The organism is Planktothrix serta PCC 8927 (genome assembly GCF_900010725.2).
Taxonomy (GTDB): Bacteria; Cyanobacteriota; Cyanobacteriia; order Cyanobacteriales; family Microcoleaceae; genus Planktothrix; species Planktothrix serta.
This window is the reverse complement of record NZ_LR734870.1, coordinates 51664-75000: the sequence shown is the minus strand read 5'-3', so window position 1 is coordinate 75000 and position 23337 is coordinate 51664. Positions and strand designations below refer to the sequence as shown.

Here is a 23337-nt window from a genome sequence, read left to right as displayed (position 1 = left end):
GGTGATCGCTACGAACCTCGCTCTCCTAGCCAAGTTGCAGAAATTAAACATCAACAGGACGTTGAACAGCAAAAGCAACGGGACGTTCAAGAATATTGGTTGCGGATACAAAAGAGACTAACGGGGGTCGTGGTAGAATGGCAAAATAGCGATCGCACCCGATTGGATGCGTTAGAGCGTTTGGCGCTGTCTGGAGAAGAAGCCTCCCATGTCGCACCTGCTATTGAAACGTTGGCAACCTTGGAACGCGCTCAAACGCCCCAAGCTGCGTTGCAACTGTTAGTAGACTTAGGGATATGGAGTCTTCATGAAAACCTATTTCTACGTCGGAGTCAAATTCCCATCCAATTTCCAACTCAAGTGCTTGAAGTGGCTCGATGTTGCTTAGATTCTCCCCCGCCTGATCCCGATTCTAACCGCTTAGATCTAACTCATCTTAAGGTGTATACGATTGATGATGAGAGTACCCGTGAGATTGATGATGGTTTAAGTTTAGAGATCTTGGAGGATGGACGACAACGAATTTGGATTCATATTGCTGATCCCACTCGTTTGATTTCCCCCGGAGATGAACTGGACTTAGAAGCTCGTCGCCGAACAACAACCGTTTATCTTCCCACGGGGATGATTCCCATGTTCCCCTCAGAATTGGCAACGGGGCCAATGAGTTTAGTTCAGGGGCAGATTTGTTTTGCCTTGAGTTTTGGGATTATTCTGGACGGAACGGGTGGGGTAGAGGACTATAGTATTCATGTCAGTACGATCAAACCGACTTATCGCCTCACCTACGACGATGTGGATGAGATGTTGCAAATTGGCATCCAAGGGGAACCGGAAATTGATGCTTTATCGATGTGGGCTAGACGTCGCAAGGAATGGCGAAATGCTAACGGGGCGATTAGTATTTATATGCCGGAGTCGCTGATTAAGGTAAATGGAGAGGAAGTCAGTATTACGGTTTTAGAAGATTCTCCGTCCCGGCAAATGGTGGCGGAAATGATGATTTTAACGGGGGAAGTGGCGGCTCGTTATGGTCAAACCCATAATTTAGCTTTACCTTATCGCAGTCAACCGCAACCGGAATTACCCCCGGAAGAGGAGTTGATGCAACTACCACCCGGAGCCGTTAGAGCTTGTGCGATGCGGCGTTATATGCCTCGGAGTGAGGTGGGTTTAACTCCTTCGCGTCATGCGAGTTTGGCCTTAGAGACGTATACCCAGGTGACATCGCCCATTCGCCGTTATAGTGATTTGTTGGCTCATTTTCAAATTAAAGCCCATCTGCGAGGAGAAACCCCACCTTTTTCTGTAGAACAAATGCAGGAAATGGTGATGAGTTTAGGGCCGGCGGTGAAGGAAGCTTCCAAAGTCGAACGGGAAACCAATCGTTATTGGAGTTTAGAATTTTTACGGCGCAATAGCGATGAAATTTGGCAAGCAACAATGCTGCGATGGCTGCGAGAAGATGCCAATTTAGGGTTAGTCTTTTTAGAGGAGTTAGCCTTAGAATTGCCAATGCGATTTAGTCGTTCTGTGGAAGTTGGAGAACAGTTTGAGGTGAAAGTGAGTCATGTTGATCCCCGTTTGGATATGATTCAATTTCAGGAAATTATTACTCCGACTGCTTCATCTGTTGTTTAGCAATTTTCAACTGTAAACCCTAAATAGCCAACAGCCAACTAATCTTTTTGATTAATAATTAGACGGATTAAACTATCAATAATCCGATCTGCTTCGATGGGCATAACTTCTTTGCCGGATAAGACTTCTTGAACCATCATAAAATGGATTAATGACCCAACAAAAATCCGGGCTGTTGCTTCACAATCAATAATATTTAATTCAGGATGATTTTGAAGATATTGAGTCAAAATAATAACCGCAGGTTGACACAATTTCTTTAAAAATAATTGAGCTAAATCAGGTCGTTTTCCTGATTCTGCGACAATTAAACGCACAAAACACAAATATTCATTATCATTAATATTTTCTTTGACTAAGCGTTTAGCTAAATCTCTTAATACTTGTTCAGGTTCACCCTGTAACGGTTGTGACCAAACCAGATTAAATTTTTCGGTAGCAATTCGTTCGACTAACGCCGTAAATAATCCATCTTTATCGGAAAAATGGCTATAGAGGGTTTGTTTAGACACACCTGCCGACTTAGCTACTTTGTCCATACTTGTACAAGCATAGCCATTCTGCAAAAACTCTGGCATGGCACCGTTGAGGATTTGTTCGGCTTTTTCTGCAACCATTAGGTGATGGTGTTGAGGGTAATCGGGTTTGCCAAAATCATACACTGTCTTCCCGCATAAGGGAATAACGTGAGTTCGACTCGCCTTTAGACCGTGAAGGATGTCAAGCTCGTCGAATATTAAAACAACACCATTCTTGCCGACGCCATAAGGTAGCGACAACCCAACCATGTTGCTCTAAAGTATCCGCAATGGGTTTAGCTTGATCCATTAAAATACCGCTTAAAACTGCCCAAGTATTTTTCTTGGCGATCGCATCAAATTGAGGAATTAAATCAATAATAACTTCAGCTAAAATATTACAAACAATCCCATCTACTGGTTGATCTGCCACCTCAATCACCTGTTCCACACTCCCATCTTGAATAATAATTTGTTCGGGTGAAATCTGATTTAATTCACTATTTTCTTTGGTAGCACGAGTGGCTAAAGAATCAGTATCAACAGCATAAACTTTAGACGCGCCTAATAAAATTGCCCCAATGGATAAAATTCCCGAACCGCACCCAATATCTGCGATCACCGCTTGAGTGGGTTCTCCTCCTAATCGCATTTCTAAGGATTCTAAACAGAGTTGGGTGGTAGCATGAGTTCCGGTTCCAAAGGCAATTCCCGGATCTAAACGTAATAATAAGCGATCGCAATGTTCTGGTAATGTTAACCAAGCCGGATAAACTAAAAAGCGATCGCCAATGGGGGTGGGTTCCCAATATTTTTTCCAAGAATGTGACCAGTCCTGTTCATCAATTAAATCCCAAGCTACAGCCGGAATGGGTACTTCTAAACAGAGTGCGTCTTGACGCAATAACAACGAAAGTGCTGCTAAATCCAGCAAATGCGCTTTTTCTTCGGGTAAATAGGCTGATATCAGGCAGGAATTATTTTTAATTTGACTGGCCGTTCCCCGACAACCAAACGTTTCCACGCGCCAGAAGACATCATCCTCTAGCATCGGATCACACAATACCTTAATTTCCCACCAACTATTAGCCATAATCATTAATCAGTTATCAGTTATCAGTCATCAGTCATCAGTCATCAGTTATTAGTCATCAGTGATTAGTTATTAGTCATCAGTCATCGGTGTAGAAACTGACTAATCGTGAGTTTTTTGCATCGGCTATCCGCCTGCATAAACAGCTAATCAACTGTCAACTTCTTTCACTGATAACTGATAACTGATAACTGATTACAGCGTTACCGTATAGGCATCACGGATGCCAGAGACTTTCATAATTTCTGCCAGTATACCTTCGGGTAAAGGGTCATCGAGGCTTAAGACCATGACAGCTTCCCCCCGCACGATTTTACGTCCGACTTGCATACTGGCAATATTGACATTAAAGCTGCCCAAAAGCGAGCCAATTTTACCAATAATCCCTGGCATATCCCGGTGAAGGGTAAATAACATATAACGGGTAGGAGGAACGTTAATCGGGAAATCATCAACACTGGTGATCCGAATTTCTTGATCTCCTAATAAGGCTCCGGTAACAGAATGACTGCCTAAAGTCCCTTTTGCTTCTAAATGCAGCGATCCCGTGTAGTCCGTCACCGAAGCATCACGGGTTTCAATCACTCGGATACCCCGTTCTTTGGCTTCAATACTAGCGTTTACATAGTTCACCCGTTCGCGTAAAGCTTGGGACAGTAACCCCTTCAGAGAAGCCACAACCACCGCTTGGCTATTAGTTCCAGCCAATTCCCCTTGTAAACGGACATCGAGGAAATCGACTCGTCCCCCAGCTAACTGACCGACCAAATTACCCAGAGTTTCTGCCAGTTGCAGATAGGGTTTGAGTTTTTCCAAAACATCCGGGTACAACCCTGGAATATTCACCGCAGAACGGGCTGGCAGGCCCAGTAACACGTCCCGAATTTGTTCAGCGACATCGATCGCCACATTCACTTGCGCTTCCTCTGTAGAAGCTCCCAGGTGGGGAGTGAGGACAATTTTAGAGCCCAATTCCCGCAGGGGAGAATCAGCTTCTAGGGGTTCGTTTTCAAACACATCTAGGGCGGCTCCCGCCAGTTGACCATTCCGTAAAGCTTCAGCTAAGGCTGCTTCATCGATGACACCGCCTCTAGCACAGTTGATCAAGCGGGCGGTGGGCTTCATTTTAGCGAAGACTTCCCCATTGAACAGATGATAGGTTTCTTTGGTTTTAGGGATATGTAGCGTCATATAATCGGACTCCCGAATCAACAGATCCAAGTCCACTAACCGACAACCAATTTGATCAGCCCGTTCTTGGGAAATAAACGGGTCATAAGCCAAGAGTCTCATCCCCATCGCTTTCGCTGCTGCTGCGACGTGAGAACCAATCTTACCCAACCCCACAATTCCTAGGGTTTTCTTATAAACTTCTACGCCAATGAAGCTTTTACGATCCCACTTTCCACTTTTAGCCGATTGGTTAGCATCGGGAATGTAGCGAGACAGAGACAGCATCATCGCCAAGGCGTGTTCGGCGGCGGCAATGGTATTTCCTTCGGGGGAGTTGACGACAACAATCCCTTTGCGGGTGGCGGCGGGAACGTCCACATTATCCACGCCAACCCCGGCGCGACCAATAATTTTAAGGTTATCGGCGACTTCAATCATTTCTTGGGTTACACGAGTTCCAGACCGGATCATCAAAGCGTCATACTCTGGAATAATCCGCACCAGTTCTTCTGGGGGTAAACCTATTTTGACATCCACCTGAGCGACTTGAGAGAGGATGTCTATACCAACTTGATCAATCGAATCGGATACAAGAACCTTGGGCATGATTTAGGGAAATGGTTTGCAATAGCAGGAAACGGAAGATCACCCCCTGACACAATCCGCTAGGGGGATGTTCGAGAGAATCTTCACAAGTTATTCTTTCTTCCAAATTAACGGTCTAAGTAAATACCGCAGTAGGTTATTTTAACTGTTAATGGGTCTATCTACTGAGAATCCTCGGAAAAAATTTAGCTTTGCTGGGATATTGGGTATGGGTGAACAGGTGCAGGCTATTGTGTACACTAACAATAGATTGATTGCATATCCTCAACTATTCTCATGAACTATCTTGTCACTGTCCTGTCCGATCGCCTGCAAGCTGAAACGGCCTATGTTGAATTAGAAAAAGAAGGTATTCCGACAACCCAAATCAGTATTTTAGGAAAAGGCTATAAAACGGCTGATGAATTTGGCTTAATTGACCCGAACGAAAGCGCCATTAAACAAGTTAAGTTAATGGCAATTTGGTTAATTCCCTTTGGATTTGTTTCCGGTTTTTGCTTTAGTTTAATTACCGGATTAGACACGTTTGCCTGGGCTGGAGAGGTCGGAAATCATTTAATCGGGGCTGTTCTCGGTGGGATTTCCGGGGGATTAGGGAGTATTCTTGCTGGCGGCGGTGTGGGTTTAATTGTTGGGGGTGGTGATGCTTTACCCTATCGCAACCGCCTCAACGCTGGGAAATATTTAGTCGTAGTCACGGGTTCAGAAACCCTGATGCGGAGAGCCACTCGTGTTTTAAGGCCTTTGGAACCGGAAAATCTTCAAGGCTATACGGTGGGAGACAATACCATGTTTTAACATTCGTTAAAACGACTCGAATTTTTGTTAAAAATGTTATCATCAATACGGAGAATTTTTCTATCCTCGTTCACCTAAAATCGCCTAATGTTACCTCGAGATGAACTTTTAAAAGGCATTGAAAATCGAGAAAGTCTAGCACGAGTTCTGGATCTAGCAGAACAAGCTCTCAAAAACTGGGAAATTACCTTAACGGATTTCCTTTCTCCTCCCGAATTGGCAGAATCGGAAAAGGTTTTTAGTCGATTAACAGAATTACAGATGGTCGCCTGGGGAGGCTATCCCCAAGCGGAACGCCAACGTCTAGGAATTGCTCGATCTGACTTACCACTTGATCCCTCCCAGGTGAGCGTTGTGGTTTTAGAGATTTCAGGGAATTTTCTCTTTGATCCTGCTACCCATCGAGACTTTTTAGGATCGATGTTAGGGACGGGTATTGTTCGAGATAAAACGGGGGATATTATTGTTTTAGGAGAACGAGGTGCCCAAACTATTGTGACGCCAGAATTAGCAGATTTTTTAGAATTAAATCTGACACAAGTTCGTTCTGTTCCAGTGAAAACACAACGAATTGATCCCGGTGAATTAAAGGTTAAAGAACCCAAGAAAAAAGACTTAACAACGGTAGAAGCTTCCCTGCGTTTAGATGCAGTTGCTTCTGCTGGTTTTGGAATGTCTCGGAGCAAAATGGTGAGTTTAATTGATGGGGGAGATGTGCGGGTGAATTGGAAGGAAATCACCCAAGCTAGTCATCAAGTGAAATCCGGGGATTTAATTGCTATTCGGGGAAAAGGACGTTTAGAAGTGAAGGATATTGTGATTACAAAAAAACAACGATATCGAGTTGAGTTAAGTCGGTATCAGTAATTTAAGAGGGAACAGGGAACAGGGAACAGGGAACAGGGAATAGGGAATAGGGAATAGGGAATAGGGAATAGGGAATAGGGAATAGGGAGTAGGGAATAGAAAGAATGTAGATTTGAGCATTTATTTTTGTTATAAACCCAAATAGGATTCCTGTATAAAATTAGGAGAATATGAGAAATGAAAAGACTCTATGATCAGGCTTTTGAAATTTTAAAACCAGAAGTTAAAAAATGTGCTCAAAAGGATTTAGTGGGGGATGTGGGGGAAAAAATTATTCTGAAACGATTGGAAAAAATGCGATCGCAAGCGGGAGATCCCTTAACTATAGATGAGTTACGAGACTTAATTTCCGATCAATTTCCCAGTTTTAGCGAAACCGTTTTAAAACAAGCTGCAAAAGCGAATCGTCCTCCCGGAATTTTTGCTAAAGTAGTTTGGGGAACGGCAATTTTAGGAGGATTAGCGGGAATAGTGGCTGTGGCTAATTTACCTTACCCGATGATCCGTTTTCCGGTCGCTAAAACCTTGCCAATTTTATTACTTCCAAGTTATATTAATATGGATTATAACTATCGACAAGCCGTGTCGTTAGTAGAACAATCCGATCAATTAATTAATCAAGCAACAGCGATTACTGATATTGAATTAGGCGTAGGAAAAGTTAAACAAGCTCAAAAACATTTAGATCAATTACCCGTTTGGTTTTTAGGGTATTATCCTCAAGCTTATTGTTCATTTATGGGTTGCATTTGGCGATTTACTTTCGATGAATATGAAGGCGCTCGCAAGAATATCGGACGGATGGAATCTAAGATTTTTCAAGAACAAAATGCCTATCAGGAATATACAAAAGCTGAACAATCAATTAAAGAGGCGCAGCAAAAATTCCAAAAAATTCCTCCTGGAAATGAACAACAACAAACCATTGCTGTTTGGCAAACCGCCATTGATCAATTAGAGAAAATACCCCCCCAAACCTTAGCCGGAAAATTAGCTCAAAAACAGTTAGGGACGGCTCAACGAGATTTTCAACAACAGCTTGGATTTGTAGCGGGAAGTATTCAAGGAAATACGTTAATTGATGCGGCGATGCAATTTGCAAGTCAAGCGGCAAAAGCTTCTCAAAATCCGCCTCATACGGCTCAAGAATGGCAACAAGTGATTAAATTATGGGAGCAGGCAATTCGTCGGTTAGAAAAAGTTCCGACAGAGAACCCCAGCTATTCAGAAGCTCAGAAAAAATTAGCAGAATATCAATCGAATTTAGGGATTGTCGAAATTCGGTTAGAAGCGGAAAAAGATGCAATTGAATCGGTTAAACAGGCAAAATCTGCTATTGCTCAATGGCAAAAATTAGCTCGTTCTAAAGATCCTGATATTGGTTCCTTAATTAGTCAATTAACAGATATTATTAGCACGTTAGAACAGGTTCCAGCAAGTACAACGGTAACTTCAGAAGCCCAAAATTTATTACGCGCCGCTCAACATACTCGTCAGAAATTATATATCAATTAACGATGACCGTTGAGCGTTGACTGTTGACGGTTAACCGACAACAAAAATCCCTGTAGTTTTAAAGTTAATGGATTTATAATTGCCCATCGTTTATGATAAATTAAACGTTTAGACAGAAAGTTGATATTTTCAGGACATTCCAATCTTAAGACCGATTAACCCCGATAATTTATGAGTCAAACACCACAAGATCCTTCCCTTCCCCTGTCTTCGGAGCCAGACCCTTCGGCAAATACTGCTAATTTAGTGCAATTATTACGTCGTAAACAAGGAAATTGGGTCGAGTGGGGTGATGCCTGTGCTAAGTTACAAAAATCAGGTTATAATCCCCAACAAATTTTTGAAGAAACGGGATTTGAACCGATTCAACAAAATCAAGTGATTGTAGCTTCACAGGTGTTTACCTCCTTAGTTAAAGGCAATTTAGCCGAGGAAATTCAATCCCATTTTCAACATCGGGGGAGTGATATTTTATATGAATTTCGGATTTTGAACCAAGATGAAAGAATTATTGCCACAGAATTTGCTGATCAACGTAAATTAGATGCTGATGAAGCCAGAGAATTAGCAAAAGCAATGAAAGAATTCTCTCGGTTTTCGATTTTCCCAGAAGGCTTTTCTAATCATCCTGGAGATATTTTAGCTTATCAAGCTTTGAAATCCGCACGACAACACAATGATTTGCAAGAGCGATCGCGTTTAATTGCCAAAGGGTTAAAATATGCTCACACCGCAACCGCCAGAGAAAAAATTGAACAACTGTTAACGGATTTTTCAGTTATTACAAAACGTTCCGCGCCTAGTTTACCCATTTATCGTTTAGAAACTGAAGAATATCTGCCGCGATTAATCCCGGTAGCGGGGGAATTTCCTATAACTTTATCAGACTTTACGGCAGTTCCTTTGATTGAAGAATTAGGGAAATTTCGCATTGTTAAATCGTCAGGAAATGCGGCTTGGGTTGGGGTTCCGGGGTGGCAAGTGGTGATGAATGCTGAAGATCCCGTTGCTATTTTAGGGAATAGTGCTAATTTACCCAATCCTTTACCCGGTCAACCGGAACCTGTTTTAATCATTGTAGATCGCTCTCAACGAGAATGGAATGGAGATGCCTATTTCTTAGTAGAAGAATCTAATCATTTAGACTTACAATGGTTTGATGAAAATCCAGGGATTAATTTACTGGGAAAATTGCTGTTAGTGGTGCGTCCGAAGAAAGTATGGGATGAGGATCAAAATCATGATGTTTGGCAAATTGATGAATAACGAATTGTTGACGGTTGGCTGTTGGGGCGGGGTTACTCATTAGTGTCAACTTAACGCTAGAAGTAGGCGATCAAACCAGAATTCACGCGCTATCTGATCCGAAGTCAATGATCCCCCCTAACCCCCCTTAACAAGCAGGGCTGTTTCATTCTAATTTTTTGCGATCGCTAAACCTTTGATCTGGGGCAAGTTTTAGACCCTATTTAAACAGAAAATATCAAAACTGTTGAAATAATTCTCCTTTTCTTTACAGAAAAAGGCTTTTAGAGTTTAGCGATCGCATTTTAGATCCGAGAATGAAACAGCCCTGGCTTAACAAGGGGGGAACAGGAGATCTAAGTCCCCCTTTTTAAGGGGGATTTAGGGGGATCTGTTCTCGACTGTAATCACGGGTTTTCGGCTTAACTTGACACTGATGGAGGTAAACCCACCCTTACAATTGTTGATTATTTCATTTGAGTCTGACGATACCAACGATAACCATAAACTGCACCTCCAATGATTAATAAATAAGGACTAAAAGCCAATAACCACAACATTAATCCTACTAATAACCAAGTGAATTCTCCCATTGCATGAGTCGCCATTCCCCAGGTTTCTTGTACTCTTAACCCCAAATTTTCTTGAGTTGGAGTAGCAGAAACTACTGATTCAATATTTAAAGTAATCGTAGAATAAGCCACTTGATTTTGTAAACTTCTTAACTGAGCATCAATGCGTTCAATAGATTCTCGAATCGTACTCAGTTCATTAGCCGCTTTGAGAACATCTCCAACGGAACCGGAACGTTCCATAATTTTTAAGACCATTTCTTCCGATTTGCGTAAATTTCGCAGTCGAGCTTGAAAATCTACTAATTGATCAGAAACATCCTCGGCTGTAATCATTTGATTTTCTACTGTTCCCAATTTGGCTAAAGAATTTAACGTTGTTTCTAATCGTTGTTGGGGAACTCTAAACTCTAAATAAGCCGTTTGACGCTGACTATTATCTGGGGATTTTTGAGCTTCAAATTTTAAAATATCTCCTTGTTGTTTGCGTATAATTTCAGTAATGGATTCTGTGGTTTGATGAATGGACTGTACTACTAACGTCAATTGAGCGCGTTTAATTAATTGGGATTGTTTTTTAGGTTCTGGAGTCGTTTGTTCCGGTGCAGAATCAGCCATTTGTCGGCTTTCTGCCGCCGGGACAGGTGCGTTAGCCGGGGAACTCATGACTTTTGCAGAATTACTTTCATTGAGAGAACTGCAACTGAATAAGGCGAAAGTTGATACAATTAATCCTAGGCAAAATCCTAGCTTTGATGCGGTCTGAGTGCGAATTTGATGACTATTCATAGTAGAACCTTCCTAAAAAATACTCTGAGATCCCTTCAATATCCTTTTAAAATTTCCTGCACCCTGATAAAATTTGGATCATATCTCAATAAAAATATTCCTAACGTAACCGTTTATTTTTAATGTTCCCTTTAATATTGAGCCTAAAATGACAGACGATTTTGATCTTGATCAAGTTTCCTCCCTCTATTCTATACCAACGCCAGAAGCGGAATCGGTCGTTTCTGATCTGACAACGAATTCCTTAGAAAATATTGAGCAAATTCAAGCATTTCGAGCGCAAAAAATTGAAGAAATTTATCAAAGTTTACGTCCAGGTCAACAACAAATGGCAGATTGGAAGGGGGGGCCATTAGCGATTTCTGCCGTTCCAGGTGCTGGGAAATCAACGGGAATGGCCTTTGCAGCCACTTTAGCCATCGCTCGTTATCAACTGCATGGAAATCATCAATTAGTTATTGTAACATTTACTCGTTCAGCCGCTGCAAATATTCGAGCTAAAGTTAGTCAAGAACTCAAAGAAATGCGATTACCTTTAGGAGGGTTTTTTGTTTATACATTGCATGGTTTAGCTTTAAATATTGCCTTAAAACATCCTGAATTATCGGGATTAAGTTTAGACAATTTTACTTTAATTTTACCCACTCCCAGTAATCGAATTACTCGCACCTGTGTTGAACAGTGGATTGCTGCTAATCCTCGCCATTATCAACGGTTAATTGAGGGAGTTCAATTTGATGGAGAAGAAACAGAAAGATTAAGACGTCAATCGGTTTTACGGACAGAAGTTTTACCGAATTTAGCTTGGAAAGTGATTCAAGAAGCCAAAAGTTCAGGACTGCAACCCCAAGATTTAAAAGAAATTTCAGAACAAATTCCTGATGATTATGAAGTTTTAAAAATAGCAGGAGGATTATATGAAAATTATCAAAATATATTGCGATCGCAGAATTTAATTGATTATGATGAAATGATTTTAGCAGCCTTGCGAGTCTTAGAAAATCCCACAATTCGTCAAGTTTGGCAAAATCAAGTTTTTGCCGTTTTTGAAGATGAAGCTCAAGATTCTACCCCTCTACAAAGTAAACTCTTGAGAATTTTAGCTTGTTCTTCTGAGTCAATTACTGATGATTTAGACACTTTGAATTTGGTTAGAGTCGGTGATCCTAATCAAGCGATTAACTCAACCTTTACTCCGGCTGATCCGATTTATTTTCGTCGTTTTTGTAATGATTGTGAACAGTTAAAACGATTAGCCACAATGGATCAAGCAGGACGAAGTAGTGCGATTATTATTGATGCAGCTAACTATATGTTGTCCTGGGTAAATCGATCAAAATTAGCCGGAAATGAACAACCTTTTCAAGAGCAAATGATTCGTTTAGTCGGATTGAATGACCATCAATCGAATGCTAATCCTCCCGCATACAGTCGAGGTTTAGAACTCTGTGAACCTGCGGATATTTATCAAACCGTTGAGTGGATTGTGGAACGAATTATGACGATTATTCAAGACGATCCTAAAGGTAAATTTGCTATTTTACTTCGAGAGAATAAACAAGGAGAGTTTATTTCTAGCGTTTTTACTAATCCCCAATTGTATAATATTAAAATTCCCGAAGAATTTAAAACTAAAATTCGGATTTATGATGCTTCCCAACAGGCGCGAAATTCTAAAATCCCAGCAGAAATTTTATCTTTATTACAATTTTTAGATCGTCCCCATTCACCGGATTATTTAAAATTAGCGTTAAAAGTATTAGGCGATCGCAATTTAATTCCGAATTTAGATTATAATAAAATTGCGATTCATCCCGAAGAATTTTTGTATCCTGGCCCCCTTGATCCGCCACAATCAGAAGAAATTCGGAAATGTCGTTATTTTTGTTGTCAATTATTACAAGCGCGTTTAGAACTTCCTCCCTATCAATTGATCTCCTTTTTAGCGTTATCCTTGCGCTATGAAAGAACGGAATTAGCAACGGCTGATAAATTAGCAGAACGCATTGCTAAAAACACATCTGGGAACCATTCAATGGGAACAATTTTAGATGTTTTAAACGATATTGTTAGTTCTGAACGGTTTGAACCCGTTGATATTGATGATGAAGAAACCTCTAAAGAAAGTCCCTATACGCGAGAAGGTCAATTAACATTAATTACTATGCACAAAGCCAAAGGATTAGATTGGGATTATGTGTTTATTCCCTTCTTACAAGAGTCTACAATTCCCGGTAGTTTACGAGTTTTATCCCAAACAAAATTTTTAGGAGAATTAACCCTTTCTGAAGTCGCACGCGCTCAAATTCGAGCCGCATCTCATGGAGAAGAATCGATTCCTGATGTCGCTACCGCTTGGGAACAAGCCAAGGATTTAAAAACCGCAGAGGAATATCGATTACTCTATGTTGCCATGACTAGAGCCAAGCGTTTTCTTTGGATGGCTGCATCGCGTTTTTCTGCTTACAATTGGCATAAACCAGAAAATCAGCAAGAACAAAAAGCCTGTCCGGTTTTTATCGCTTTAAAACAACAATTTCCTCAACATTTTTTAGAGAAATTTTAAAAATCAGGGTGCTTTTTTAAATCCAGTCTCGGCGAAATTTCGACATTAAGATTTTTGGATTTTAAGTAACTAATTGTCTCTTCTGCATTCTGTACCCAAAAGAAACGATCAAAGAGAATTAATGATTGAGGTTTCTGAATTAATGGAGTGGTAATAACTGCACCCACAGGAATATGGGCTTGTTGTGGATCACTTGAAGATTGTTCTGAAAGAAATAGTTTAATTCGTCCCAGGGTATCATCATTGAAGATTTGTTGCGGGTTTAAATGTAAAAGTACCATAAATTCTGATTCTTCTATTTCCAAATCTTCTAATAGAGGAGTCGGGAGTTTTTCAAGACGAGGGAGGGTATCGGCTAATTGTAATTCATCAATAATAAACTGAGTTTTATCTTCCTTTTTTTCAATTTTACCCGTGATTAAAACTATATCATTTCCCTTGGGAAAATCCTTAATTTTTTGATGAGTTGTTGGGAAAATAATGGCTTCCATTTGTCCTGTTAAATCTTCAATTTGTAAAAATGCCATCCGCTTCCCGTCTTTGGTCGTATGGGGTTTAATAGCAGTGATTACAACTACTACTTTAACTTTAGATTTTTTATCCGTTAATTCTGCTAAAGTCACTCTTTCATCTACAGAAATCCATCTTAAGATAGATTTTAAAGGATGCTCAGAAACATAAAATCCTAATAATTCTTTTTCAAATTGTAGTTTTTCTTGAACTTTAAAATCCTCAAGTTTTGCTGGTTTTGGCGCATCTTCGTGGGTATTTTTTGTATTGATTCCCCCTCCTAAAATATCGAATATACTTTGTTGACCAACAGCCCGATCTTTAGCTTTGCTTTGTGCCCAAGAAATTAATTTATCTAAATGATCAATCGCTTGGCGACGGTTGGGGTTCAGTTTATCTAATGCTCCACATTTAATTAAGGCTTCTAAGGCGCGACTATTCACCATTTGTAAGTTAATGCGATCGCATAAATCGGGAAAACTCTTAAATTCTCCTCCTTCTTTACGAACTTCTAATAAATGTTCTATAGCACCTTCTCCCACGTTTTTAATTGCAGAAAGTCCAAAAATAATACTCTGATCTGATGGGGTAAAATCCATACCCGAAAGATTAATATCTGGGGGGATTACCTGAATTCCCAGAGATTTTTGACAAGATTCAATATATTTTTGAATTTTATCCGTATCCCCACTATTTGCACTTAATAAAGCCGCCATATATTCAACGGGATAATTCGCTTTTAAATAAGCAGTTTCATAGGTGACATAGGCATAGGCCATTGAATGGGATTTGTTAAAGCAATTAGAACCAACTAAACCATTGCTAAGAATAAAGTTATGATCTTGTACTACACCAATATCATAAACAGGTTGAGTTCCTAAAGATTTGCGACTAATAATTTTAACATGAGATTTAGAGTTAATCTGTTTTAACTCTAACCCATTTTCAAAAATTTCATCAATGGGTAACATTTGACCATTAGTGGTCATAAATTTATGATCTTTTGTTGAGCGAATAACTGAACCATCTTCTAGGCAATATTCAAAAACTTCTTGTTCTCCTCGATCATGCCATTGAGCGATGGGTTGAGTATAGATATAACCGTGATTATTAACAGTATAAACTGTGCATTCTATTTTGTCCTCAACAATTTTACCGATGGGCATTGACCCATATTCAACAGTCAAAATCTCTGTATCATAGCTCAAACAATATTCAGCGAATTGAACCATTTGCTCAAATAACTTTTCTGCCAATTTTTGCAAGACTCCATTTTTGGTTGCACCGTCAATAAAGAGTTCCCTTTGCTTCTGCATTTCTTCTGCTTTCTTTTTACCCATACAGTTGTGGGCAATAAAATTATTGGCAATAAAATTATGAGTTTCGGGAATGCTTAAATCAAACACTTCTTCTTTGCCTATATAATCAATTCTAACAATTTCATCCCAAAAAACATCCGATTCCGCGATTGCTTTTAATTGGTCATTTTGAAATGCAATCGCAAAATTTTCCACACGATGACGAGATAGACTGGGTGCTGGTTTGCCAAAAAGTTCTTTTGCACACTGATTAAAATCATCTATTAATTCTTGATCGCTGTTACAAAAATAACTACAAGCTGGACTCTTTGTGGATAAATGACCGTCTCCAATTAAATACGCGACCAACTTGATTTGAGCATCTGATATTTTACTTTGATTCGTAATCGGGATAGTTTTGGCTAAACCCACGCGATCGCCAATTTTAAAGGCTTTTAAGGGTTGCCATCCTAAAATTGTATAGAAAAGATGATCGTCAGTAGCTTTAATTTGGTGATTTGTTTTCGTGGTAATTTCCCAAATATCCCGAACTCCATTCGGATGAATTTCTGTGATGGGTTGTTGAGTAATTTTTTGAGTATTAAGATTGAGAGAAAAGACTTTTCTACCTAACCAATATTCAGGAGATTGTGCAATTTCTTTTAAAGAAACTAAGTTTCCAGTAGCAGCATCTAAAATTTGCGTAGATCCACTCAAACATCGGCGAAGAATATCCGCTTGACCTAAAGAATAGCCCGCTAAATCTTGCGCCATTTTCATGATTTGTTCTTGAAAACATAAAATTCCATAGGTTTCTTTTAAAATCGGTTCTAACATCGGGTGATCATAGCTAATTTCATCCCGTCCATGTTTACGATCAATAAATTGGGGAATTAAACCTGCATCTAAAGGCCCCGGACGATACAGCGCTAAAATAGAAGAAATATCATCCAAACAAGAAGGTTTCAGTTTTTTAACAATATCCATCATTCCAGAAGATTCCAACTGAAAAATTCCATCTAAATCCCCTTTTCCCAGTAATTTATAAGTTTTTAACACATCTTCGGGTAATTTTTTATGGGTTTTATAGGCATCTTGGGCTTTTCTTTCAATATCAGAAGGCAGTTTTTCGGGGTCAATTTTATAGCCATGTATTTCTTCAATATAATTAACTGCTTTTTGAATCATGGTTAAATTCTTTAACCCCAAAAAGTCCATCTTTAATAATCCAACTGCCTCTAAATCCTCCATATAATATTGAGTAATCACCGCCCCATCATTATTTCGCTGGAGGGGAACAATTTCGTCTAAAGACTGTTTAGAAATCACCACACCCGCCGCATGAACTCCGAAGGTTTTGTTTGTTCCTTCGATGCGAATTGCCATATCTAGCCATTGTTTAACTTTAATAGTTCCGACTTCTTCCCCGGCATCATTATGAACAGCGACATCTTCATTATCATAAGCTTCTTTGAATTCCGGCGCGGGACTTTGATCGGAAATCATAACTTTTAAACGAGCAGGTTTTCCCCGTGAAACTGGAATTAATTTCGCCATTTGATCCGATTTTTTATAGGAAATTCCTAATACCCTGGCAACATCTTTTAACACTGCTTTAGAAGTCATCCGGTTAAACGTAATAATTTGAGCAACTTTATCCTCTCCATATTTATCAGTTACATATTTAATCATTTCGTCTCGCCGTTCAATACAAAAATCCGTATCAATATCTGGCATTGATTTTCGTTCAGGGTTTAAAAATCGTTCAAATAATAAACCATGAAAGACCGGATCAATATTGGTTATTTTTAGGGAATAAGCAACTAATGATCCCGCCGCAGAACCTCGTCCTGGCCCGACAGGAATATTGTTGTCTCTGGCAAATTTAATATAATCCCAAACGACTAAAAAGTAAGTCGAAAACCCCATCTGTTGCATCATTTTAAGTTCATATTCTAAGCGCTCTTTATAAATAGGTTTAATCTCACTTCGAGTTTTAGCATTCATCCGTTCTAACAACCCTTTCCAAGTCACTTCTTCTAAATAAGTATCGGCCGTATGATCACTTGGAATGGGATAGTCAGGGATGCGAGGTTCTCCTAAAATACCGGAATAAGGTTCAACTTTATTGGCAACTTCTACCGTATTATTAATCGCTTCTTGAATGATATCATCCGATAAATGATCTCGAAATAATTGCGCCATTTCTTCGGCAGATTTTAAATATTCTGTCCCGCTATAACGCATCCGTTTTTCTTCACTAATTAATTTTTGAGTATTAATACAAAGTAACGCATCATGGGCTTCTACATCATTACAGGAGATAAAATGGGAATCATTAGTGGCTACAATTTTAATATTTAATTCTTGACTAATTTTAACAATCTCAACATTCACCATCCGATCTTCTGGAGAACCATGATCTTGAATTTCTAAATAAAAATCCTCTCCAAATACCCTTTGATACCATTGAGCGACTTCCCTCGCCACATCATAACGTCCTTGTAAAATCGCTTGGGGAATTTCTCCCCCTAAACAAGCGCTGGTAACAATTAACCCTTCATGATATTGTTCTAATAGTTCTTTATTAATACAGGGACGTGCAAAAATGCCTTTTCCTTGAAACCCTTGCAAGTGTGAAATGGTGGTTAGTTTAACTAAGTTTTTATAACCTTGGGTATTTTTAGCCAAGACCACTTGATGATATTTTCTTCGTTTCTCACCCTTCTGATCCTGAACTTTAATATCCCCATTAATCACATACATCTCATTGCCAATTATGGGTTTTATCCCTTTATTTCGGCAAGTTTTAATTAACTCAATTGCCCCATACATAACACCGTGATCGGTGACAGCGATCGCAGGCATTCCTAACTCTAACGCTCGATCAATTAATTGAGGTAATTGAGACGCACCATCGAGTAAACTATAATCACTATGAATATGTAAACCTACAAAAGACATGGTTGAGTTCCTGGGTTAAATTAAACTTTAGATTAATTAAGATAAAATGATTGACTTCCGTAATATTAACACAGTTTGGGCTTCTGTAGTAGTGGAAACCCTGGCTCAATTAGGATTAAAAACTGCTATTCTTTGTCCCGGTTCCCGTTCTACCCCTTTAACGATTGCTTTTGCTCAACATTCTAATATTGAAACAATTCCCATTTTAGATGAACGTTCTGCCTCATTTTTTGCTTTAGGTATTGCTAAAAATTCGGGTTTACCAACGGTTTTAGTTTGTACTTCAGGAACCGCAGGAGCTAATTTTTATCCCGCTATTATAGAAGCTAAAGAAAGCCGAGTTGCTTTATTAATTTTAACAGCAGATCGTCCCCCTGAATTAAGAGATTGTCATGGGGGTCAAACCATTGATCAAGTTAAATTATATGGCAATTATCCCAATTTTCAAACAGAATTAACCATCCCTAGTTTAGATTTAGGATTGTTACGTTATTTGCGACAAACCTTGATTTATGCTTGGGAGCGATCGCAACTTCCTATTCCCGGTGTTGTTCATCTTAATATTCCCTTTCGTGATCCATTACATCCCGTTTATCAACCGGAAACAGAAGCGTTAAAAGCGATATTTCCTGATAATTTTTTCAGTACAATAAATTCAGTAAAAACTTCTGTTTTCTCTAGTTTTGATGTTGAAAATTATTTTAAACAGTGGTATAATTATTCTCAAGGAATTATTATTGCGGGTGTCGCTCAACCTCAAAATTCCGAGGTTTATTGTCAAGCGATCGCCCAACTTGCTAAACAATTAAATTATCCCGTATTAGCAGAGGGATTATCCCCCGTTAGAAATTATTCTAACCTTAATCCCTATTTAATTTCAACCTATAATTTAATCCTGAAAAATTCAATATTAGCGGACAAACTCGCGCCTCAAGTTGTGATTCAAATTGGAGATTTACCCACCAGTAAAACCCTCAGAAACTGGTTAGAGCAACTACAACCGGATTATTTTATTCTTGACCCAACCTATCAAAATTTAGATGGGTTACATGGAAAAACAACCCATTTGAGGATATCTATCGAACAGCTATCAGAACAAATTCATCAAGGGAAAAATCCAGAACCGATTAATTTAACTCAATCTCAATTCTATTGTCATCTTTGGTGTAAATTAGAAGCTCAAGCGAGAACCGTCATTGAGCAACAAGTAGAACCCATTAATCTATTAATAGAACCTAAAATTGCTAGTTTTCTCCCTAATATTTTACCTAAAAATACACCAATTTTTATTGCAAATAGTATGCCAGTAAGAGATGTAGAGTTTTTTTGGATTCCTAATAATTTAAACATTCAACCCTTTTTTAATCGGGGAGCTAATGGCATTGATGGAACTCTATCCACCGCGTTAGGAATTGCCCATCATCAACAAAGTAGTATTTTATTAACAGGAGATTTAGCTTTACTTCATGACACTAATGGATTTTTAATTAGGAATCAATTCATCGGACATTTAACAATTATTTTAATCAATAATAATGGGGGTGGAATTTTTGAAATGTTACCCATTTCTCAATTTGATCCTCCCTTCGAGGACTATTTTACTACCCCTCAAAATATTGATTTTTCTCAATTAGCTGTAACTTATAATATTAAATATGAAAACATCCTATCTTGGGAACAGTTAAAACAACGATTAAATCCCCTTCCAGAAACAGGAATTAGGATTTTAGAAATTCCAACAAATCGTAAAAAAGATGCTCAATGGAGGCAAAAACATCTACAGCAATTCGCCAATCAACTCAATTTAAAAATGCTCTAAACGTAGGGTGCGTAAGCTCCGCGCACGCACCACCTTATCTTTACCCATTAAAAACGCCTCTAATTTCACTATCTTTTTGCCAAACTCTCCGACGTTTTTGACCTTTTGGAATAGCAGGAAATTGATCAAGAAATACAATTTCAGGCTGATCACAGTGCAGACGTTCAAAAAGCGATCGCAACGATTTCATAACCTCCTCTTGAATCATCTGTTTTTGGCTATTGCTAACTTTTAAAGCAACTTCTATCCGATTTAAACTTAACTGCATGACTTGATAATCTTCAATATCCGTAGAAACCATAACAATTGCTCTGCGAATAAAATCAGGAAAAATTGTCACCCATTCATTTGTAGACCGATGAGGGAGATAAAAAATATCATCCTGTCGTCCTTCAATTCGTTCAATTGCCATTAATACCGACCCACATTTACACGGTGTTTTACGCTCTACTAAAATATCATTCAGACGATAACGGATAATCGGTTGTGTTGTTCGTCTAAAATCTGTTATAATCGGCATAAATCTTGATTTTTTTTCATCTATATATTCTGTCTGAATAGCAACAATGTCCTCGTTAAGATGTAAAGTTCCATAGTCACAGGTAAAACCTAAAAATCCTTCTGTACATTGATAAACTTGATGAATAATTTGATTAAAAACTCCACTAATATAATTAGCATCTAAGGGATCAAGTACCTCTGCAACAGAGACTATTTTTTTCGGGGATATTTTTAAAACTCCTTGTTTTTGAGATTCTGCTAATAATCGTAATAAAGAAGCAGGAGCGACTAAAATTGTGGGTTGATCCTGATTTAACCCTTGAATATGATCCGTAATAGGTTCTAATAAATCAAAAAAATTAAACTGCAAACGCCGACTTTTGACCGTTTCATATAATCGACTATTTGCCCTCAAAAAAAATGCGATTTTCTCAGGAAATAGAATAAAATTGGGTAATAATTTTGCTAAAATCGTTCCTGCCCATATTCTTTGTTCCTGAGAACTGACTAAAAATAATCCTCGGTTTCCACTGGTTCCCGTTGATAACCCAACCGTATAACCTCGAAAATTAGAGCTAAAATTCCGCGTTTGTTCGGCTTTCAATGCGATTTCAAACGCCTCTGATGCTGCAATTCCAACAGTATTGAGTTGATCAAAATTTTCCATCATTGTAGCCTTATCAATCAGGGGAAAATTTTTCCAATCTTGCAAGTCTAAACCTTGATAATACTTTTGATAAAAGGGAGATTGAGGTACAATCACCTTTAAAAACTTTTGAACCTGTTGATTTTGCCAAGTTAATAACTGTTCTCGACTATTAAATTGTCTAAAATATTTAGTTTGTAAATAGTGCTGGAGAATTGTTAATGTGCGTTTCACCTGCATAATATTATTGTAGGATGCTTAAACAGCACCTTACAAACTAATAATATTGACTATATTTTTAGGTATGGGGGCGGTGGGACTTGAACCCACACGACCGGATAAGGGTCAACGGATTTTCATTCTCCCGCAGCTTTCGCTACTGCCCATTGGCGTTGAGAATTGGACTCTCTCTTTACCCTCGGCTTAACGTTAGGGTAGCTCCCGTCGAGTCTCTGCACCTTCCGAAGTTTTGATCTTAGATTGGGGAAACTTTCTCTCCCTCATTTCTAATACCCTTCGGCTTGGCTCAGGATTGCCTTGTCTGAATTCACAGATTTAGGTTTCCCTGAATTTGACAGCTTACACTTGAGGAATTTCTCGCCTCAAGGCTCAATTTATCTTAAGTCCGTAGCGTCTACCATTCCGCCACGCCCCCGTATTGGGTTATGTGTTAATTCGTTTTTGAATTCTCACATTTTTATATCTAAGCATTTTATTTTGATTTTTGCAAGGGTTTTGGGAAAGTTTTTTTTCAGAATAGCTAGAATCCTTTTCAGCAAGGGTTTTTAGTCCTAGAGGAAAGGCGATCAATTCACCCCCCTTACCAAGCAGGATCAGGAGGGTTGACACTCCCCCGATTAAAAATCGGGGGATTCTTGGTTCAGCGAGAGTCCTTGTCTAGATCCATTACTGAATCTAAATAGAGGGACAACTCTCCCCAAGCGTTTAGAGCGTCTTGCGCCCAAGTTCCGGTATGCCCTACCGTACCTAATCCTTTAGTCAAGATATTGATTGCAGCATTAGTATCCCGACATAACACCAGTCCACAACTACATTTATGAGTTCTGGTGCTGAGTGTTTTCTTAACTTCGTTACCACAATTTGAGCAATTAATACTGGTGTATTGAGGGGGAACAGCTACGGTTATTTTTCCGTATATCTTTCCAAAATATTCCAGCCAAACTCGAAATTGATACCACGCTGCGTCACTAATTGATTTTGCTAATTTATGGTTTTTAACCATATTTCTCACCTGCAAATCTTCGTAGGCAATCAAGTCGTTAGACTGAATTACGCACTGGGCTAACTTACACGCCCAATCTTTACGTTGTCTACTAACCTTGAGGTGTTTTTTGGCTAATTTTTGCTTGGCTTTAATGTAGTTGTTTGACTGTTTCTGACCCCGACGAAACTTTTTAGACACCCTTTTTTGTAGTCTTTTCAGGGATTTTTCTGACGGTCTCAAAAATCTGGGATTGTCTACTTTATTTCCATCTGAGTCAGTATAAAAATTAGTTAATCCTACATCAAGTCCAATCATTCTTTTAGTGAGTTCGGTTCTGATCTCACGATTGTGGTTAATACAGAATTGAGCATAATAACCATCTGCTCGTCTGATTAGTCTAACTCGTTTGATATCTGCCAACTGATAGAAATGCAAGTCATGGGTTCCAATTAATTTAAGTTTCCCCATCCCAAAACTATCAGTTAAAGTTAAGTATTTTCGATCTTCTGATAGTTTCCATCCAGTTGTTTTATATTCTACTGAATGGCCCCGTTTCTTGAATCGTGGAAAACCTTTTTTGCCTTTAACCTTCTTTTTGCAGTTATCATAAAACCGTGAAATTGCAGACCAAGCCCTATCTGCCGATGCTTGTCTTGCCATTGAGTTCAATTTCTTGGCGAAACTGAACTCCGATGCCAATACCTTGCAATAAGCACTTAGATCATACTTACCAACTTTGGAGTTATCCAACCAATGTCTAATACACTTATTTCTGATGAACAAGGCAGTTCTAATCGCTTCATCAATCAAGCGATATTGCTCTGCTTTACCCTTGAGCTTGAATTCGTACACTAGCATTGGCTCAATCCTCCTTACGCCAATATGATAGCGTAATATTTTCTGGGTTGACAAGTTACAGGCGGATAAATCCGCCGTGTCGCATTTCATCCACCAGATAAATCATGGTGGCTTTCATGCTCCCCCCTTGTTC

The 23337-nt window shown here is 39.1% G+C and carries 15 protein-coding genes (1 of these 15 only partly in view); 8 read left to right on the top strand and 7 right to left on the bottom strand.

Going from position 1 to position 23337, the window contains the following annotated elements; all coding sequences use genetic code 11:
- On the top strand, positions 1-1641 hold the 3' portion of the coding sequence (locus PL8927_RS13010; protein ID WP_083622100.1) for a ribonuclease catalytic domain-containing protein. It extends 375 nt beyond the left edge of the window; only the last 1641 of its 2016 coding nucleotides appear in the window; the start codon falls outside the window, past its left edge; it ends in the stop codon at positions 1639-1641.
- 38 nt (positions 1642-1679) lie between these two features.
- On the opposite strand, the gene PL8927_RS13005 is transcribed toward PL8927_RS13010, so the two are convergent.
- The 3 genes from PL8927_RS13005 to serA all read right to left on the bottom strand — a co-directional run bounded on the left by PL8927_RS13005 (position 1680) and on the right by serA (position 5031).
- Complete coding sequence (locus PL8927_RS13005) at positions 1680-2258, bottom strand: TetR/AcrR family transcriptional regulator (RefSeq protein ID WP_083622219.1); 579 nt, start codon at positions 2256-2258, stop codon at positions 1680-1682.
- Positions 2259-2361: 103 nt separating this feature from the next.
- Positions 2362-3252, bottom strand: coding sequence for a 50S ribosomal protein L11 methyltransferase (prmA, locus tag PL8927_RS13000; RefSeq protein ID WP_083622217.1), 891 nt, complete (start codon positions 3250-3252; stop codon positions 2362-2364).
- 195 nt (positions 3253-3447) lie between these two features.
- The gene (gene serA / locus PL8927_RS12995; RefSeq protein ID WP_083622098.1) at positions 3448-5031 is read right to left on the bottom strand and encodes a phosphoglycerate dehydrogenase; all 1584 of its coding nucleotides are present in this window, start codon (positions 5029-5031) and stop codon (positions 3448-3450) included.
- A 276-nt stretch (positions 5032-5307) separates the two neighbouring features.
- Here serA and PL8927_RS12990 point away from each other — a divergent pair, with 276 nt between their 5' ends.
- The 4 genes from PL8927_RS12990 (at position 5308) to PL8927_RS12975 (ending at position 9477) form a co-directional block, all read left to right on the top strand.
- Positions 5308-5829 carry a hypothetical protein gene (locus PL8927_RS12990; RefSeq protein ID WP_083622095.1) on the top strand — a complete coding sequence of 174 codons (522 nt, stop codon included), beginning with the start codon at positions 5308-5310 and terminating at the stop codon, positions 5827-5829.
- An 87-nt stretch (positions 5830-5916) separates the two neighbouring features.
- Positions 5917-6696, top strand: coding sequence for a photosystem II S4 domain protein (locus tag PL8927_RS12985; protein WP_083622093.1), 780 nt, complete (start codon positions 5917-5919; stop codon positions 6694-6696).
- Between the two features lie 177 nt (positions 6697-6873).
- Entirely contained in the window at positions 6874-8211 is a 1338-nt protein-coding gene (locus PL8927_RS12980) for a hypothetical protein (RefSeq protein WP_083622090.1), read from the top strand.
- 171 nt (positions 8212-8382) lie between these two features.
- Positions 8383-9477 carry a RuBisCO accumulation factor 1 gene (locus PL8927_RS12975; RefSeq protein ID WP_083622088.1) on the top strand — a complete coding sequence of 365 codons (1095 nt, stop codon included), beginning with the start codon at positions 8383-8385 and terminating at the stop codon, positions 9475-9477.
- A gap of 446 nt (positions 9478-9923) precedes the next feature.
- On the opposite strand, the gene PL8927_RS12970 is transcribed toward PL8927_RS12975, so the two are convergent.
- Complete coding sequence (locus tag PL8927_RS12970) at positions 9924-10817, bottom strand: DUF4349 domain-containing protein (protein ID WP_083622086.1); 894 nt, start codon at positions 10815-10817, stop codon at positions 9924-9926.
- A gap of 148 nt (positions 10818-10965) precedes the next feature.
- On the opposite strand from PL8927_RS12970, the gene PL8927_RS12965 reads away from it, so the two are divergent.
- Complete coding sequence (locus tag PL8927_RS12965) at positions 10966-13383, top strand: ATP-dependent helicase (RefSeq protein ID WP_083622084.1); 2418 nt, start codon at positions 10966-10968, stop codon at positions 13381-13383.
- On the opposite strand, the gene dnaE is transcribed toward PL8927_RS12965, so the two are convergent.
- Positions 13380-18155, bottom strand: coding sequence for a DNA polymerase III subunit alpha (dnaE, locus tag PL8927_RS12950; RefSeq protein WP_083622082.1), 4776 nt, complete (start codon positions 18153-18155; stop codon positions 13380-13382). The two genes, PL8927_RS12965 and dnaE, sit on opposite strands and share 4 nt — an antisense overlap.
- 46 nt (positions 18156-18201) lie before the next feature.
- On the opposite strand from dnaE, the gene menD reads away from it, so the two are divergent.
- Entirely contained in the window at positions 18202-19974 is a 1773-nt protein-coding gene (menD, locus tag PL8927_RS12945; protein ID WP_083622079.1) for a 2-succinyl-5-enolpyruvyl-6-hydroxy-3-cyclohexene-1-carboxylic-acid synthase, read from the top strand.
- A gap of 40 nt (positions 19975-20014) precedes the next feature.
- On the opposite strand, the gene PL8927_RS12940 is transcribed toward menD, so the two are convergent.
- On the bottom strand, positions 20015-21361 hold the full coding sequence (locus PL8927_RS12940; protein WP_083622077.1) for a F390 synthetase-related protein: 1347 nt from the start codon (positions 21359-21361) through the stop codon (positions 20015-20017).
- 46 nt (positions 21362-21407) lie between these two features.
- Here PL8927_RS12940 and PL8927_RS12935 point away from each other — a divergent pair, with 46 nt between their 5' ends.
- Positions 21408-21548 (top strand): hypothetical protein, encoded by a 141-nt coding sequence (locus tag PL8927_RS12935; RefSeq protein ID WP_156093187.1) that lies wholly within the window; start codon positions 21408-21410, stop codon positions 21546-21548.
- Between the two features lie 453 nt (positions 21549-22001).
- Here the strand turns inward: PL8927_RS12935 and PL8927_RS12930 are convergent, their stop codons facing one another.
- The gene (locus tag PL8927_RS12930) at positions 22002-23204 is read right to left on the bottom strand and encodes an RNA-guided endonuclease InsQ/TnpB family protein (RefSeq protein WP_083622074.1); all 1203 of its coding nucleotides are present in this window, start codon (positions 23202-23204) and stop codon (positions 22002-22004) included.
- Positions 23205-23337: the final 133 nt, after the last annotated feature.